Source organism: Sphingomonas phyllosphaerae 5.2, from assembly GCF_000419605.1.
Lineage (GTDB): Bacteria > Pseudomonadota > Alphaproteobacteria > Sphingomonadales > Sphingomonadaceae > Sphingomonas > Sphingomonas phyllosphaerae_B.
Genome location: NZ_ATTI01000001.1, coordinates 3258162 through 3274382 on the forward strand (window position 1 = coordinate 3258162; position 16221 = coordinate 3274382).

The 16221-nt window shown below is 69.2% G+C and carries 17 protein-coding genes and 1 tRNA gene; 12 read left to right on the forward strand and 6 right to left on the reverse strand.

The features are described from left to right. Positions 1–13 precede the first annotated feature (13 nt). Positions 14–550 carry a transcription termination/antitermination protein NusG gene (nusG, locus tag SPHPHY_RS0115480; RefSeq protein ID WP_022687599.1) on the forward strand — a complete coding sequence of 179 codons (537 nt, stop codon included), beginning with the start codon at positions 14–16 and terminating at the stop codon, positions 548–550. 362 nt (positions 551–912) lie between these two features. Here the strand turns inward: nusG and SPHPHY_RS20360 are convergent, their stop codons facing one another. Continuing rightward, the gene (locus SPHPHY_RS20360) at positions 913–1800 is read right to left on the reverse strand and encodes an AraC family transcriptional regulator (RefSeq protein ID WP_156025114.1); all 888 of its coding nucleotides are present in this window, start codon (positions 1798–1800) and stop codon (positions 913–915) included. A 311-nt stretch (positions 1801–2111) separates the two neighbouring features. Between SPHPHY_RS20360 and rplK the strand changes: the two genes are divergently transcribed. The 5 genes from rplK to dapF all read left to right on the forward strand — a co-directional run bounded on the left by rplK (position 2112) and on the right by dapF (position 6313). Beyond that, positions 2112–2543, forward strand: coding sequence for a 50S ribosomal protein L11 (gene rplK / locus SPHPHY_RS0115490; protein WP_022687601.1), 432 nt, complete (start codon positions 2112–2114; stop codon positions 2541–2543). Between the two features lie 4 nt (positions 2544–2547). Continuing rightward, positions 2548–3240 (forward strand): 50S ribosomal protein L1, encoded by a 693-nt coding sequence (gene rplA / locus SPHPHY_RS0115495; protein ID WP_022687602.1) that lies wholly within the window; start codon positions 2548–2550, stop codon positions 3238–3240. A 345-nt stretch (positions 3241–3585) separates the two neighbouring features. Next, the gene (locus SPHPHY_RS0115505) at positions 3586–4749 is read left to right on the forward strand and encodes an alpha-hydroxy-acid oxidizing protein (protein WP_022687603.1); all 1164 of its coding nucleotides are present in this window, start codon (positions 3586–3588) and stop codon (positions 4747–4749) included. Positions 4750–4821: 72 nt separating this feature from the next. Then, positions 4822–5298 (forward strand): DUF6456 domain-containing protein, encoded by a 477-nt coding sequence (locus SPHPHY_RS0115510; RefSeq protein WP_022687604.1) that lies wholly within the window; start codon positions 4822–4824, stop codon positions 5296–5298. A gap of 70 nt (positions 5299–5368) precedes the next feature. After that, complete coding sequence (gene dapF / locus SPHPHY_RS0115515) at positions 5369–6313, forward strand: diaminopimelate epimerase (RefSeq protein WP_022687605.1); 945 nt, start codon at positions 5369–5371, stop codon at positions 6311–6313. A gap of 43 nt (positions 6314–6356) precedes the next feature. On the opposite strand, the gene SPHPHY_RS20365 is transcribed toward dapF, so the two are convergent. The 3 genes from SPHPHY_RS20365 to SPHPHY_RS0115530 all read right to left on the reverse strand — a co-directional run bounded on the left by SPHPHY_RS20365 (position 6357) and on the right by SPHPHY_RS0115530 (position 8983). Next, positions 6357–7472 carry a sensor domain-containing diguanylate cyclase gene (locus tag SPHPHY_RS20365; RefSeq protein ID WP_196802174.1) on the reverse strand — a complete coding sequence of 372 codons (1116 nt, stop codon included), beginning with the start codon at positions 7470–7472 and terminating at the stop codon, positions 6357–6359. Further along, on the reverse strand, positions 7469–8767 hold the full coding sequence (locus tag SPHPHY_RS20370) for an HD-GYP domain-containing protein (protein ID WP_022687607.1): 1299 nt from the start codon (positions 8765–8767) through the stop codon (positions 7469–7471). The genes SPHPHY_RS20365 and SPHPHY_RS20370 overlap by 4 nt, the downstream gene beginning before the upstream one ends. A gap of 130 nt (positions 8768–8897) precedes the next feature. Further along, positions 8898–8983 (reverse strand) — tRNA-Tyr (locus SPHPHY_RS0115530). Positions 8984–9207: 224 nt separating this feature from the next. Between SPHPHY_RS0115530 and SPHPHY_RS0115535 the strand changes: the two genes are divergently transcribed. Further along, entirely contained in the window at positions 9208–9984 is a 777-nt protein-coding gene (locus SPHPHY_RS0115535; RefSeq protein ID WP_022687608.1) for a TrmH family RNA methyltransferase, read from the forward strand. A gap of 103 nt (positions 9985–10087) precedes the next feature. Here the strand turns inward: SPHPHY_RS0115535 and SPHPHY_RS0115540 are convergent, their stop codons facing one another. Further along, positions 10088–10405, reverse strand: coding sequence for a 2Fe-2S iron-sulfur cluster-binding protein (locus SPHPHY_RS0115540; RefSeq protein ID WP_022687609.1), 318 nt, complete (start codon positions 10403–10405; stop codon positions 10088–10090). Between the two features lie 53 nt (positions 10406–10458). On the opposite strand from SPHPHY_RS0115540, the gene SPHPHY_RS0115545 reads away from it, so the two are divergent. Beyond that, positions 10459–11085, forward strand: a complete 627-nt coding sequence (locus SPHPHY_RS0115545; protein WP_022687610.1) for a DNA-3-methyladenine glycosylase family protein — start codon at positions 10459–10461, stop codon at positions 11083–11085. Between the two features lie 74 nt (positions 11086–11159). Beyond that, positions 11160–12119: a sensor domain-containing diguanylate cyclase gene (locus tag SPHPHY_RS0115550; RefSeq protein WP_022687611.1), complete on the forward strand. Its 960-nt coding sequence runs from the start codon at positions 11160–11162 to the stop codon at positions 12117–12119. A 91-nt stretch (positions 12120–12210) separates the two neighbouring features. Here the strand turns inward: SPHPHY_RS0115550 and SPHPHY_RS0115555 are convergent, their stop codons facing one another. Further along, positions 12211–12630, reverse strand: a complete 420-nt coding sequence (locus SPHPHY_RS0115555; RefSeq protein ID WP_022687612.1) for a DUF2147 domain-containing protein — start codon at positions 12628–12630, stop codon at positions 12211–12213. 24 nt (positions 12631–12654) lie between these two features. Between SPHPHY_RS0115555 and SPHPHY_RS0115560 the strand changes: the two genes are divergently transcribed. The 3 genes from SPHPHY_RS0115560 (at position 12655) to ychF (ending at position 16031) form a co-directional block, all read left to right on the forward strand. After that, complete coding sequence (locus tag SPHPHY_RS0115560) at positions 12655–13524, forward strand: 5'-methylthioadenosine phosphorylase (RefSeq protein ID WP_022687613.1); 870 nt, start codon at positions 12655–12657, stop codon at positions 13522–13524. A 34-nt stretch (positions 13525–13558) separates the two neighbouring features. Next, positions 13559–14860 carry an Nramp family divalent metal transporter gene (locus SPHPHY_RS0115565; protein ID WP_022687614.1) on the forward strand — a complete coding sequence of 434 codons (1302 nt, stop codon included), beginning with the start codon at positions 13559–13561 and terminating at the stop codon, positions 14858–14860. 70 nt (positions 14861–14930) lie between these two features. Then, positions 14931–16031 carry a redox-regulated ATPase YchF gene (gene ychF / locus SPHPHY_RS0115570; protein WP_022687615.1) on the forward strand — a complete coding sequence of 367 codons (1101 nt, stop codon included), beginning with the start codon at positions 14931–14933 and terminating at the stop codon, positions 16029–16031. Positions 16032–16221 lie beyond the last annotated feature (190 nt).

The following is a 16221-nucleotide window of genomic DNA, read 5'->3' on the forward strand; positions in this document are numbered from 1 at the left end:
GGAATTAGAGACGATGGCGCGCTGGTACATCATCCACGCCTACTCGGGCTTCGAGGGCAAGGTCCGCGATTCGATCATGTCCGAGGCGACCCGCATGGGCCTCGAACAGTTGGTCGAGCAGATCGAGGTGCCGACCGAAACGGTCACCGAGGCGCGCCGCGGCAAGAAGATCGCGGTCGAGCGCAAGTTCATGCCCGGCTACGTGCTGGCGAAGCTGGCGATGAACGACGACGTCTATCACCTCGTCAAGAACACGCCGAAGGTCACCGGCTTCCTGGGCTCTTCGGGCAAGCCGCAGCCGATCTCGGATGCGGAAGCGGCACGGATGCTCAATTCCAAGGAAGAGGCCGCCGCCGCGCCGAAGACCAAGGTCAAGGTCGACTATGAGATCGGCGACGCCGTGAAGGTGCTGGAAGGCCCGTTCGCCAGCTTCAACGGCACGGTCGAGGAACTCGACTTCGACAAGTCGAAGGTCAAGGTCTCCGTCAGCATCTTCGGTCGTGCGACCCCGGTCGAACTCGACTTCGAGCAGGTCGAGCGCAGCAAGTAACAGCGGCGATCGCTTCCCCGGCTTCGCGCCGGTGGAGCGCTGCTGGGCTGGGCCACGCAGGGCGAAGAGCTCTGCGGTCGTCGAACTACAAGCCGAAACGTCACGCCGTCCTCAAGCCGTGCGCGGCGACGGCACGCGTAGGGCGCCACGCAATGCCGCCATCTCCGTCGGGTTGGGTCGCTAACGGGCTTCGAACTTTGAACATGCCTCGTGATATAAATCGCCCCGGCACCCGCGAAGTTAAGTTGCCGCTTCTCCGGCGGTCTGTAGTTATCACGCCCCGGATCACTTCGGGAGAAAGTCGATGCGAGCGACTGGGCGTAGATCCGGCCCGTCGAGCCGCATCACGGGCTCTCCGCCCGCTACGCCTCCGGGCGAAGACCTTCGCTCGCTGCTTCGTCGCGCCACGGCGCAGCGACGATGTGCGGGGCGAGATCGACCCGCTTGCGCTGCTGACGCACTTCCAGCGCCGGTGTGAACAAGGTCGTCGCGGTGCGCCGGAACTGCGCGGGCGTCATTTCCACGAACTCGCGGAACTCGCGGTTCAGATGCGACGCGTCGTAGAAGCGCAATTCCGCGAGTTCGTCCGCGGTCGGCACGGCCAGTCCGCGCATCACCGCCGCCATATCCAGAAAGCGGCTGCGGCGCAGTACCGTCTTGGGCAGATGCCCGAAATGCGCGCGCACCGCGCGGTCGAGCCGCCGCCCCGACATTCCGAACTCCTCCGCGATGTCCGCGACCGGGCGCGTCGGATCGACGCGCGCGATCCGCTCGAACGCTGCGCTGACCGCATCGGCGGGCACCGCCCGAACCGCAACGCGCTCGCGCACCACTTCTTCCAGCCGCGCGAACGTCTGCTCGGTATCGTAGACGTCGACGGTCGCCCACCGCAGCGCGGCGCCCCAGTCGCCGTCGATCGGCCGCACCCGGTCCGCCATCTCGTCCGCAGGTTCGTCGGCGAACGCGAACCAGCCGCCGGGGCGGATCGAGAAGCCCGCCGCGATCACCGGTCCGCGGCACCGCACCGGGAACCGCCGCTCCTGCGCGCCGAACAGCATCGGCCCCTCGTACGCGATCCAGCGATCATCGACCAATGTCTCCCACTCGCCAAGCAGCGGGACGCGGACATAGGCGTTCTCATGCAGCAGGAACGCGTCGAGCAAGGCATCGTCCGGCCGCTCGATGATCGTCACGAAGAACCGTGCGACATGATCGGCCAGCGCATCCGGCGGGGTACGGCTGAACGACAACGGCGCCCCGCCATAAGTTGCACCCGTCCGCGGAATCAGCCCACCCATCGCTTAGGGCTACGTCCGATCCCGGCGTCAGGCAATGTTCTTGCCCAGGATCAATCCATAATGGCCCCAATTGCGGGACGGCCATTTTGCGTGATGCACGAGCTGTCGGTTGCGTGTTCGCGCGTAACCCGCTAAGGGCGCACGCTTCCCATCGGACAGATTGGAACGTGCGGGAGGGTGTCGCGAAGGCGGCGCCCGGACGAACCGCTAGACTTGAACCGGGCGCACCGGCAACGGCCGCGCCCCGTAACAGAGTGAGACAGATGGCAAAGAAGATCACAGGCTATATCAAGCTGCAGGTCCCGGCCGGTTCCGCCAACCCGTCGCCGCCGATCGGCCCGGCGCTGGGTCAGCGCGGCGTGAACATCATGGAATTCTGCAAGGCGTTCAACGCACAGACCGGCGATATGGAGAAGGGCGCACCCCTCCCCACCGTCATCACCGTCTATGCCGACCGCAGCTTCTCGTTCGTGACGAAGACGCCGCCGGCGACCTTCCTCATCAAGAAGGCGGCGAACCTGAAGTCGGGCTCGAAGGAGCCGGGCAAGGTGTCGGCGGGCAAGATCAAGCGCTCGCAGCTGGTCGAAGTCGCGCAGACGAAGATGAAGGATCTGAACGCCAACGACATCGAGGCGGCGACCAAGATCATCGAAGGTTCGGCCCGCGCGATGGGCCTCGAAGTGGTGGAGGGCTGAGACCGTGACGAAGCTGAGCAAGAAGCAGAAGGCGATCACGGTCGATCGTGAGAAGCTCCACGGCATCGACGAGGCGATCGCGATGGCGAAGTCGGGTGCGACCTCCAAGTTCGACGAGACCATCGAAGTCGCGCTGAACCTTGGCGTCGATCCGCGTCACGCCGACCAGATGGTCCGCGGCGTGGTGACGCTGCCGGCCGGCACCGGCAAGACGGTGCGCGTCGGCGTATTCGCGCGCGGCGCGAAGGCTGACGAGGCGCGTGCGGCGGGTGCCGACGTGGTCGGGGCCGAGGACCTGATGGAGACGATCCAGGGCGGCACGATCGACTTCGATCGCTGCATCGCGACGCCGGACATGATGGGCGTCGTCGGTCGCCTCGGTAAGGTGCTGGGCCCCAAGGGTCTGATGCCGAACCCGAAGCTGGGTACGGTGACCATGAACGTCGCGGAGGCCGTGAAGGCGGCCAAGGGCGGCCAGGTCGAGTATCGCGTCGAGAAGGCCGGCATCATCCACTCGGGCATCGGCAAGGCGTCGTTCGCGCAGGAAGACCTGCGTCGCAACTTCGACGCGTTGGTCGATGCGGTGGTAAAGGCCAAGCCGTCGGGCGCGAAGGGCAAGTACGTCCGCAAGGTCGCGCTGAGCTCGACGATGGGTCCGGGCATCAAGGTCGACACCGCGGAAGTCGCCGGCGCGTAAGGCGTCGTCGGGCGCGGCCGCAGGCTGCGTCGGACACGGGAGCGGATCTCCTCCGCTCCCGGCCTGGATAACGAGAAAGGCCGAGGTCACCCGGAAGGGCGATCTCGGCCTTTTCGCGTGCTCCTTGCGCGACATGCGCCCGAATCCGTCGCCGTGTGCCGGCGGCGCCATGTCTGCCTCGTCCGGCGTGCCGAACTGTCCGGGCTTTCCCGCGCATGTATCGACCTTCACGAAGGCGGTGCCGTCCGCCCGCACGCGCGCGCCGATCACAGGTCACCGCCCACCGCAACCGCATCGACAACCTGTTTGCGCGGCGCCACTCTCTCCCGAAGACCGGAGAGGAACATGCCGCATTACGGCGACTATCAGAACGCGATCTACTTCGCGGGCCTTTCGGGGATCGTCCCCGAATGGCCGGTCGATCACGCCGGCCTGCGCGCCCGTGCCGAGGCGCATTGGCCGGCGGCGGTACGCGATTACGTCCAGGGTGGTTGCGGCGACGAGGCGACGCAGGACGGCAACGCCGCGGCCTTCGATCACTGGGGCATGACACCGCGGATGATGGTCGACACCAGCGCGCGCGACCTTGCGACCACGCTGTTCGGCCATCGCCTGCCGTCGCCGCTGTTCATGGCGCCGATCGGCATCAATGGCATCTGCACCGACGATGGCCATGGCGACCTCGCCGCCGCCCGCGCTTCGAACGTCACCGGCGTGCCGTTCTGCGCCTCGACGCTCGCCAACGATCCGCTTGAGGACGTGCGCGCCGCCTGCGGCGCCGCCCCGGCGCTGTTCCAGCTCTACACCCCTCGCGAACCGGATGTCGCCGCCAGTCTCGTCGCGCGTGCCGAAGCGGCGGGCTATGCCGCGATCGTCGTCACGCTCGACACCTGGGTGACCGGCTGGCGCCCGCGCGACCTCAACACCGGCAACTTCCCGCAATTGCGCGGTGCGGTGCTCGCCAACTACTTCACCGACCCGGCCTTCCGCGCACTGCTGGCCCGCCCCCCCGAGGAGGACCGCCAGGCCGCGATCATGACATGGGCCGCGACGTTCGGGCGCGTGCTCACCTGGAACGACATGACGTGGTTGCGCTCGTTGACCAGCTTGCCGATCATCCTGAAGGGCATCTGCCACCCGGACGATGCGCGGCGCGCGATCGACGCTGGCGCCGACGGGATCTACGTCTCCAACCACGGCGGCCGGCAGGCGAATGGCGGGGTCGCCGCGATCGACCATCTGCCCGCCGTCGTCGAGGCGGTCGCCGGGCGCGTGCCGGTCCTCTTCGACAGCGGCGTGCGCTCCGGCACCGATATGGTGAAGGCGATCGCGCTCGGCGCCGACCTCGTCGGCCTCGGCCGCCCCTATTGCTACGGCCTCGCGCTCGGCGGCGCGGAGGGTTGCGCGCACGTCCTCAAATGCGTGCTCGCGGAGGCGGACCTGCTGATGGCGGTCAACGGCTGGCCGACGCTCGCCGCCGTGCGTGCAGCGGGCGCGATCCGCACCTGACACGGCGCTGTCCTACATCCTCCAACATCTGCGAGCCCCTCCCTCCACGTTAACACGGTTGAGGAACATCGGATGCAGGACCTGGTGGAGCAGACGATCGATGCGCAGGGCCGACGCGGCGCGGTGGCGACGAAAACGGGATTGCGGCGCGGGCGCACCGTCACCGTCAACCGGCGCGAATCGCCGCTCGCGTGGCTGGCGGCACGCAAGCTGGTGACCACACGCCAGAACGAGGCCGGTGAGCGGTTGCAGGCCGATCACGAACGCGCCGCATTGGGTGCGGCGGTGACGATGCGCTGGAGCGCGCGCGTCGATGGCGGTTCCGGCACCCGAATCGACCCCGCCGAGGCGCAACTCGCCGCGAAGCGCCGCTTCGATGCCGCGATCGCCGCCGCCGGTCCCGGTCTGTCCGATGTCCTGTGGCGCGTGGTGTGCGCGGGCGAGAGCCTGCCCGACAGCGAGCGCGCGCTCGGCTGGCCGACGCGCAGCGGGCGGCTGGTCCTGACGCTCGCGCTCGATCGCCTTGCCCACCATTATCGCCTGCCCTGATCCCTTGCCACCTGACCCCTTGCCCTGCTGAGCCCTTGCCCCCTCGCTCGCGCGCCCGCAGATAGGCGCAATGGAATGCCGCTTCATCAAATGCCACGGCTCGGGCAACGACTTCCCGCTCGTCGACGGCCGCATGCTTTCGCTGTCGGACGCCGACTGGGGGCAACTCGCACGCGCGCTCGGCGATCGTGCCGGGCCGGTCGGCGGCGACGGCCTGCTCGTGCTCACCGCCGGTGACGAACAGGCGGCCTTTGGAATGCGGATGTTCAACAGCGACGGGTCGGAGGCCGAGACCTGCCTCAACGGGCTGCGCTGCGTCGCGCGCGCCGGGTTCGAGGCGCTGGGGATCGACCACGCGGTCGTCCGGCTGAAGACCAGCCGCGCCACCGTCGCCGCCGCCGCCCCGCTCGCGACGTCGGTCTATACGATCGAGGAAACCGCCGGTCCCGCCACGCTCGACCTCGCGGATTGGCCGCTCGCCGGCGCCGGGGCGCGGCTGATCGACGCGCCGCTCGCGTCGCTATCGCCTGCGCAGCGGTTCACCGCGGTCGCGATGCCCAATCCGCATCTCGTCGGCTTCGTCGATCGCATCGACGAGGAGGAACTGGTCCGCATCGGGCAGCTGTGCGAGGCGGCGCCGGCCTGGCTGCCGAACCGCGCCAACGTCTCGTTCGTCGAGGTGCGCGACCCCGTTACACTGTTCGTGCGCACGTTCGAACGCGGCGTCGGGCTGACCGACAGTTGCGGCAGCGCGATGGCCGCCTCCACCTACGCCGCGTGCCTCACCGGGCGGATCGGCTACGATCGCGATGTGACGGTGCTTAACCGCGGCGGCCTCGTCCGGGCCCGCGCCGCCGCGGACGCGATGGTCACGCTTTACGGCAACGCCACATGGGAGTGGGAAGGCGAAGTGATCGTCGACCTCGCCCAGGCACGCGCTGGCGACTTGCGCGTGCTGCGCCACCACGATGCCGAGATCGCGGCCTGGGCACAGGTCGCCGACGCCGCGCGCTGAGCCGTCGCGGGAGGCGTTCGGTCGCCCCGTCCGCCGCCTCTTGTCAGCCGATCTGGTTGCCTCCGCGCATCACGCGGTTCTTGCCCGCATTCTTCGCCGCATAGAGCGCCAGATCGGCGGCACGCAGCACGTCGTCGCCTCCGCCGACCACCACGATCCCGGCCGAGAAGGTCACACGCCCGATCGCCTCGCCGCTATCCTGATGGACCAGCGAACGGCGCGACAGCCGTTCGCGCGCGTCGTCCAGCGCGGCTGCCGCATCATCCAGCGACATGTCCTCGAACAGCAGCGCGAACTCCTCGCCGCCGTAGCGCGCCACCAGCACCTTGCGGCGAAGCTGTGCGCGCAGGAACCCGGCGACGAACTTCAGCACGCGGTCACCGGCCGGGTGGCCGAAGCGGTCGTTGACCTGCTTGAAGTCGTCGATGTCGATCAACGCCACCGCGGCATGTCGCGGCCCCGGTTCCGCAAGCACGTTGCGCAGCCGTGCTTCGAAGCTGCGCCGGTTGGGCAGACCGGTCAGATGGTCATGCTCGGCGGCGCGGCGCGCGTCCTGCAGGTCGTGGCGCAGGCGGTCCGCTTCCGCGCGGGCGCGTTGCAGCTTGGTCTCCACCAGCCGCGTTGCCTCCACCGCACGTTCCGTCAGCGCGATGATTCGCTCCAGCGTCGCGTGCGGGTCGCTCCGCAGCCGCCCGGCCTCCTCATGCAGCGCCGTCCCGAACGTCTCGGCGGTGCCACGTGATTCACCCGCCGCCGTCAGGCAGTCGGCGATCCGCGCTTCCAGCGCCTCGGCGATCTGCCCGAGCGCACCTGTCTGCAGCGCGTCGTTATCTTCGGCGATCCGCGCGACCACGGCGTCGCTCAGCCCCGCGGGATCGCGCAACCGATCCGCCACCGCCGCGCCCGTCCTCGGGTCCTCGCCCGACACATAGGCGTGCAGCACGCCGTAGGCGCGTGGTGACGGTGTCAGCCCATGCGCGAACACCAGCGTTCCGATGTCGTCGAACAGTCGCCGCCGCAACGTGATGCGGCGCTCCGCCGCCACTGCTGCCGCGGGCGTGCCCTCCGCCGACGCTTCGGCATGATCACCGCCGAACCAGCCGAGCACACGGCGACGGCGTCGCGCCGCGACGGGAATAGTGGACGAGGGCAAGGTCATGACGACGCTTCCTGGAAAGAGGAGGCGGCGCCGGGTTCGAGCGCTTCCGCCCGCGCGTTCGCGATCATGCCGGCGAAGACCGCCGCCTTCGTCGCGGGCCATTCGTCGCCGAACCAGTAAGCGCCGCGTTCGGCGCGCTGGATCGGGTCGACGTCGCGCACCGCAGCCAGGTCGCTCGCTGCGATCACGCGCTGCTGCGGGATGTCGTAGAAGGGCCGGACGCGCGGCGCGGTCGGATCGCCGTCATTGCCCTCGATCACCAGCGCCAGTCGGTTGGAGCGCAACCGCACCAGCCCGCCGACCGGATAGATACCGATGCTGTCGATGAAGCGCATCAACAGGTCTTCGTCGAAGTGTCCGGTCCACGACCACATGCGTGCCAGCGCGTCGCTTGCCGACCACGCGCATTTGTAGGGCCGGTTCGAGGTGACCGCGTCATAGACGTCGCAGATCGCGCTCATCCGTGCCGGCAGGCTCAATCGCGCCGCCGGAATGCCGTGCGGGTAGCCGCGCCCGTCGACGCGCTCGTGATGATGCAGGCAGACGTCCAGCACCACCTCGGGCACCGGGGGCCCGGCGCACAGCAGCGCATGCCCGCGCTCCGGATGGTTGCGCAACACCGCCATTTCCGGCGGATCGAGCTTGCCCGGTTTTTCCAGCAGCGCCTTTGGCACCGCCATCTTGCCGATGTCGTGGAGCAGCCCGGCCAGCCCGAGATCGTGCACCTGCGCTTCGGGCAGTTCCAGGTGATGCGCGAAATGGATAAGCAGCGCGGCGACCGCAATCGAGTGGATATAGGTGTATTCGTCCTTGGTGCGCAGCCGCGTCACCGCCAGCAACGCGCCGGGATCGCGCGTCATCGATTCGGCGATCTGCTCGACGAGCGGCGCGATCGCCGCAACGTTCACGGCCTTGCCGAGCCGCACGTCGTCGAACACCGCGCTGACGACGCGCTTGGACGCGTCGACGGTCGCCTGCGCGCGATCGAGCGCGCGCTCCTCCGCGGAACGGCGCGAGCGCCGCGGACGCGCCGCCGGCATGTCGTCGACGACGGCCGCGACCTCTGCCATATCGCCGTCCATCGCGCGCACCGCAGTCGCCGCGCCCTCCGGCGCGACACCTTTCGCCACGTCGATCACGATCTCGCCGATGCCGGCGTCGCGCAATTTACGGATCTCGCTGGTGCGGGTGAGCACCAGCTGCGAGCGCCAGAACGGGCTGGCCATCCATCCCCCTGCCACCGCGTGGACGAACATCCCGATCCGCGCATCTTCGGTCTTGATCGTTACCAGCACCCGTTATGGCCCCCCGTCATTCCGGTGCTATGCACGCAGACTGATTAAGGTTGGGTGTTGATCGCGCGATCCATTGCGCCGGCGGCGCTGCGTTCGATCATCAAATCGGGGTTGGCCCGCGGCGGGCCTGTGGTGGAAGGGACTGGATTCGAACCAGTGTACACTTGCGTGGGCAGATTTACAGTCTGCTGCCTTTAACCACTCGGCCACCCTTCCACGAGCGGCGCCGTCAAAGCGAGGGCGCCCAATGCCCGCGCGTCGCGGCGGTGTCAACGCCCGTATCGCCTGATGGCGCGACAAAGTTCGCGGCGGTTGCGCTGCACGCCCGCGACGCATAGCGTCCGCGACCGCCCCCCGTTCAACCGCACTCACTCACGGATCCGACGCGTCATGCCCTTCCTGTCCCCCGCTCCCGCCCCCGCCGTTCGAGGGGCACGCTGATGGCGCGTCGCGGCCACCGCCCCAGCCAGGCGCCCGGCAACCGCCCGCGCTTCTGGGGCCGCCACGCCGTCCTCGCGGCGCTCGCCAATCCCGAGCGGGTCGTGCGCAAGATCTGGGGCACGCGTGAGGCGCTGGCCGGCCTGGACCTGCCGCCCGCGCTGCCGGTGGTGTTCGCCGACGTCGCCGATCTCGGCCGGCTGGTGCCCTCCGACGCGCCGCACCAGGGAATGGTGGCGGAAGTCGACCCGCTCGAGGACGTGTGGCTGGGCGACCTGCTCGAACAGGGCGCTGCCGACGATGCCGGGCGTCCGCGTCCGCTGGTGGTGCTCGATCAGGTGACGGACCCGCACAACGTCGGCGCGATCCTGCGCTCCGCCGCCGCGTTCGACGCGCTCGGCATCATCACGCAGGACCGGCATGCGCCCCCCGAATCGGGTGCGCTCGCACGCTCGGCCAGCGGCGCGCTGGAATCGGTGCCGTGGGTACGCGTCGTCAATCTCGCCCGCGCGCTCGAGGAGATGGCAGAGGCCGGCTATTGGCGGATCGGGCTGACCGGCCACGCCACGCAGACGCTGCCGCAATCGCTGGCCGAGATCGGCACGTCGCGCCGCATCGCGATCGTGCTCGGCGCGGAGGGCGAAGGGATGCGCCAGAACACCGAGACGCATTGCGACGAACTGGCGAAGCTGCCGATCTCCGGCCGGGTCGAGAGCCTGAACGTGTCCAACGCCGCCGCGATCGCGCTTTACGCAGTGACCGCGCGCGAGCCGGGATGATACTGCCCGCCGGCCATCGCCCGGACCTGGGCCGGGGCGATGGCCGGGGCGATGGCCGGCGCGATCGCGGCTGGTCGGACTACCGACGCGCGTCGGGTTACCCTCAATCCTCCGCGGCGATCCTGACGCGCAGGCCGTCCAGCGCCGGCCCGAACTCGATCTGGCACGACAATCGCGAGGTCGCGTCGCGCTCCGCCGCCGCATCCAGCAGGTCGTTCTCGTCCTCGCTCATCGCCGGCAGCCGGTCGGCAAAGGCGGGATCGACATGCACGTGGCACGTCGCGCAGCTGCAACAGCCGCCGCACAGCGCCAGTATCTCGTCGATGCCGGCGTCGCGGATCACCTCCATCACCGAAAAACCCGCCTGACCTTCCAGTTCGCGTTCTTCCCCGCTGCGGGTCTCGACGATAAGCTTGGCCATATGAACTCCACCGATGATCGCGCCGCTGATGGCGGCAAGCCCGGCCCCTTGCAATGGGGCTGAGCGCTGCTGACCTCAACGCCGGGCTCGACGCTCTGGCCGCACGCGAACCGGCATTCGCCGCGGCGCTGGAACGCGTCGGCTACCCCGCACCCCGTATCCGCGCGCGCGGCTATGCCACCTTGCTGCGCACGATCGTCGGCCAGCAGGTGAGCGTGAAGGCCGCCGACGCGGTGTGGCGCAAGCTGGAGGCGCTCGGCGACCCGACCGATCCGGACGTCGTCGCCGGGCTGGACGACGACAGTCTGCGCGCCTGCGGCTTCTCGCGGCAAAAGACCGGTTACGCGCGCAGCCTCGCCGAGGAGGTCACCACCGGCCGCCTCGACCTCGACCATCTACCCGCCGATGACGAGGAAGCGATCGCGCAGCTCGTCCGTGTCAAGGGCATCGGCCGCTGGTCGGCGGAGGTCTACCTGCTCTTCGCGGAGGGCCGCCCCGACATCTGGCCGGCCGGGGACCTGGCGGTGCAGATCGAGACCGGCCGCATCCTCGGCCATCCGGAGCGGCCCAGCGAGAAGCTGACCCGCGACCTCGCCGAGCCGTGGCGGCCGTACCGCGGCGCGGCGGCGATCTTCACGTGGCACCATTACGGCGCCGGCGCGGACGCCGCGCCGGTCTGATCGCGCCCGCCTTCACGTCGCTTTAACGATCCTGGATTAGAGACACGGCGCAACCGGCAGGCGGAAGAAGGGTGATGAGGACGGCTTTCGACCGCGCGCGCCGCGCGCTCAACTTCCTCGAACTGCATCAACTCGATCCGTCGCCCGCGCATTTCGAGTTCGCGCTGGCGGTGATCTGCGCGCCCGGCTCGAAGCTGTCGGAGGCGGTCGCGCTCTACACCGACGGCGGACTGCGCCTCACCGCTGCGGCGGTGCACATGCTGGTCGAGCGCTATCTGTCGCCGCCGCGCGGACAGACGCTGGACCGCCGCGAACGCACCGTCGCGCGACAGGCGCAGGAACTTGGCACGCTCACCACCGACGCGCATCACCTGGCCGAGGCGCTCGGCCGCGACATGGGCGCGTTCGTCGCCCAATCGGGCGGCGAGCAGGACAACCTTCCCGGCGCCGCCACCGACTTCGTCGTCCGGCTGTCGGATGCCGAGCGTGAACTCGCGGCGTTGCGCAGTGAGGTCGTGCTGCTGCGCGACAACATCGTTCCGATGCCACTTCCGGAGGATACCGGTCGCGACGACCTGACGCAGGCGCTCAACCGCAGCGGTGCGCGCGGGCTGATGGAGCGCGCCGACGAAAGCGGCGCCGGCCATGTCGTGCTCGCGTTCAGCGTCGACGCGCTGGAGGCGATCAACGACCGCTACGGTCGCGCGGTCGGCGACAACATCCTCAACGCCTTCGCCGCGACGCTGCACCAGGCGTTCGACGACGAGGAGCTGATCCGCTGGAGCGGCAACGAATTCCTCTTCATCATCCGCGAGCTGCCCGCCAGCGCCGCGCGGCTCCGCACCGAACAGGCGCTCGCGTCCTTCGCCGCGCGTCGCCTGCGGCTGCGCGGCTCGGGCGAGCCGATCGGGACCGTCACCGCCTCGGCGGGGATGGCGGTCGGCCACCCGGGCGCGCAGGAGCAATCACTGATCCTCGCCCGCTCCCACGCCGCGCTCGCCGCCGGCCGCGGCGGCAACCAGCTCGAGGGCTGACCCGCCCCTGCCGGGGTAAGATGACGTGAGGGGCGGCTCGCCGGGCGCGACGCGGCAGCGGGCGACCGGGGCTGCCGGATCGACGCGTCGCCTACTTCGCCGGCCGCCACGTCTGCGTCTGGCAGAAGAACGCGATGCAGCCCTTTACCGCCAGCGTGCCGTCGGCGTTCTTCGCGACGATGGACTTGTAGGTCTTCCCGTTGCGCGGATCGTAGATCTTGCCGCGCCAGTCCTTGCCCGCGTCCTTGAACTCCGACAGGATCGGCATTCCCAGAACGGGACGGCTGCGCAGCGCCGGGTCGGAGTTGTTGAGGTCGGTGTCCTTCGCGTCCGGGCGCTTCTTCAGGATCGCGGTCAGCTTGCCGCAGACGCTCGCGCCGCACGGTCCGACCGTGACGACGCCTGCGCCGTCCTCGGTGACGTAGCGTCCGGCGATCGGGGTCGCGGCGAAGGCGGTGGCGGGTACGGCGGCGGCGAGCAGCGCGAGCGCTGCGGAGGGCATGATACGCATGCGCGAAACTATCGGAGATCAGTCGTGAACACACAATGGACGATCGGCATCATCGGCGGCTCCGGCCTGTACGCGATCGACGGGCTGGAGGACGCCGAATGGCGCACCGTCGACACGCCATGGGGCATGCCGAGCGATGACATCCTGTTCGGGCGGGTCGGCGCGGTCGCGATCCGCTTCCTCCCCCGTCACGGCCGCGGCCACGTCCACCTGCCCGGCGAAATCCCCGCGCGCGCCAATATCGACGCGCTCAAGCGCGCCGGCTGCACCGATCTGCTCGCGATCTCCTCGGTCGGCGCGTTACAGGAGGAGTTGCCGCCAGGCACCTTCGCGATCGTCGACCAGTTCGTGGATCGCACCACGCAGCGCCCCGGCTCGTTCTTCGGCAGCGGCCTGGTCGGGCACGTTTCGATGGCGGACCCGACCTGCGAGCGGCTCGGCGCCTTCGCCGCCGCCGCCTTCTCCGCCGTCGGCGGGACGGTCGCCGAGGGGGCCACCTATCTCGCGATGGAAGGGCCGCAATTCTCGTCGCGCGCCGAAAGCCGCCTCTACCGCGACTGGGGCTGCGACGTGATCGGGATGACGGCGCTGCCGGAGGCGCGGCTCGCCCGCGAGGCCGAGCTGCCCTATGCGCTGGTCGGCATGGTCACCGATTACGATTGCTGGCGCGACGATCGCGCCGCGGTCGACGTGGCCGAAATCGTCGCGCAGATGGCCGCCAACGGCCGCATCGCGCGCGCCGCGGTCGCGCATCTGCTTCGCCACCTGCCGCCCGAACGCACCCCGTCGCCGATCGACACCGCGCTCGACGGCGCGATCATGACCGCGCCCGCGCAGCGGGATACCACCTTGATCCAGCGCAATGCCGCCATCCTCGCGCGGGTGCTCGGTTGAAACCGCCACGCTTCTCCCGCATTCATGCGCGCAAATGACCCCCACCGTCCGCTCGCTCGGCGATAGCTTCGCCTCCGTTCCCGTGCCGCATGGCGCCGGCTTCTGGCGCAAGCTGCTGGCCTTCGTCGGCCCCGGCTGGCTGGTCGCGGTCGGCTATATGGACCCGGGCAATTGGGCGACCGACATCGCGGGTGGCTCCGCGTTCGGCTATACCTTGCTCAGCGTGGTGCTGCTGTCGAACCTGATGGCGATCGTGCTGCAATCGCTGTCGGCGCGGCTCGGTATCGGCGCCGGGCTCGATCTGGCGCAGGCGTGCCGGCGGCATTCGTCGCGGCCGGTATCGTGGATGCTGTGGCTGCTGGCCGAGGTCGCGATCGTGGCCTGCGATCTCGCCGAGGTGCTCGGCACCGCGATCGCGCTGAAGCTGCTGTTCGGGATGCCGCTGCTCTACGGCGTGCTCGTCACCGTCCTCGACGTGTTCCTGATCCTCGCGCTGCAGCGCTACGGCTTCCGCCGGCTGGAGGCTTTCATCGCCGCGCTGCTGATCGTCATCGCCGGCTGCTTCGCGTTCGAGCTGTTCTGGGCGCGGCCGGATTGGGGCGCGGCGGCGGCGGGGCTGGTCCCCTCGCCCGAGATCATGCGCAATCCCGCGATGCTCTATATCGCGATCGGCATCCTTGGCGCGACGGTGATGCCGCACAACCTCTATCTGCATTCCTCGATCGTGCAGACCCGCGCCTATGGCGATGATGAGGCGAACCGCCACGAAGCGCTGAAAATGGCGACGATCGATTCGACCGTCGCACTCGGGCTCGCCTTCTTCATCAACGCCGCGATCCTGATGCTCGCCGCCGCCGCCTTTCACAGCGCGGGGCGGTTCGAGGTCGCCGAGATCGAGGATGCGCACCGCCTGCTCGCCCCGATGCTGGGCGTCGGCGCGGCCAGCGTACTGTTCGCGGTCGCCCTCCTCGCCAGCGGGCAGAATTCGACGGTCACCGGCACGCTTGCCGGGCAGATCGTGATGGAGGGCTTTCTCGACATCCGGCTCGCGCCGTGGCTGCGCCGGCTGGTGACGCGCGCGATCGCGATCGTCCCCGCGGTGGTGGTGGTCGCCTCGACCGGCGACCGTGGTGCGACGAACCTGCTGGTGCTCAGCCAGGTGATCCTCAGCCTGCAACTGCCGTTCGCGGTGATCCCGCTGGTGCTCTACACCGGCAACCGCGCGCTGATGGGCAGCTTCGCCGCGCCGCGCTGGCTGGCCGCGCTGGCCTGGCTGATCGCGGTGGTGATCGTGGTGCTGAACGGCTATCTGCTGTGGGGCATGGCGGTCGGCTGACCCGCCCCTCTAGCCACGCGCGCGCCACTCGCCTATCTGGCGCGCTTTCCTCATCACACAGGTTTTCGCCATGGGTTTCCGCTGCGGCATCGTGGGCCTGCCCAACGTCGGCAAGTCCACTCTCTTCAACGCGCTGACCGAGACGGCCGCGGCGCAGGCGGCGAACTATCCGTTCTGCACGATCGAGCCGAACGTCGGCAACGTCGGCGTCCCCGATCCGCGCCTGTCGAAGCTCGCCGCGATCGCCGGCTCGGCCAAGATCATCGAGACGCAGCTCGGCTTCGTCGACATCGCCGGGCTGGTGCGCGGCGCCAGCAAGGGCGAAGGGCTGGGCAACCAGTTCCTCGGCAATATCCGCGAAGTGGACGCGATCGTCCACGTCCTGCGCTGTTTCGAGAACGACGACATCCAGCACGTCGACAACCGCGTCGATCCGATCGCCGATGCCGAGACGGTCGAGACCGAGTTGATGCTCTCCGATCTCGACAGCCTCGAAAAGCGCGTGCCCAATCTCGCCAAGAAGGGCCAGCAGGGCGACAAGGAGGCCAAGCTGGGCGCTCTTGTCCTAGGCCGCGCGCTCGATCTGCTGCGCGAGGGCAAGCCGGCGCGCCTGACGCAGGTCGCCGATCCGGAGGAGCAGCGCGTGCTCGACCAGGCGCAGCTGCTCACCGCCAAGCCGGTGCTCTACGTCTGCAACGTCAACGAGGAAGATGCCGCGAACGGCAACGCCTTCTCCGCCCGCGTGTTCGAGAAGGCGGCGGCCGAGGGTGCGCAGGCGGTGGTCGTCTCCGCCGCGATCGAGGCCGAGATCGCCACGATGCCGCCCGAGGACCGGCCCGAGTTCCTCGCCGAACTCGGTCTGGAGGAGACCGGCCTCGCCCGCGTCATCCGCGCCGGCTACGCGCTGCTCCACCTGCTGACCTTCTTCACCGTCGGCCCCAAGGAGGCCCGCGCGTGGACGATCGAGGCCGGGTCGAAGGCACCGCAGGCGGCGGGTGCGATCCACTCCGACTTCGAACGCGGCTTCATCCGCGCGGAAACGACCGCGTTCGACGACTACATCGCCTGCAATGGCGAAGCGGGCGCGCGTGATGCGGGCAAGCTGCGTCAGGAGGGCAAGGAATATGTCGTCCACGACGGCGACGTCCTGCTCTTCCGCTTCAACGTCTAGGGCTGATCGACATCCCGCAAGCGCCGTCATTGCGAGCGTAGCGAAGCAATCCAGGGTGTCGCGCGGAACGCTGGATCGCTTCGCTACGCTCGCAACGACGGGTAAAGGTCGTAGGCCTGCCCGACGCTGCGAACGCGGTGCACCCTGACAGATGGATAATCTTCATCGGCGAACAGCCCGGCATTCGTGA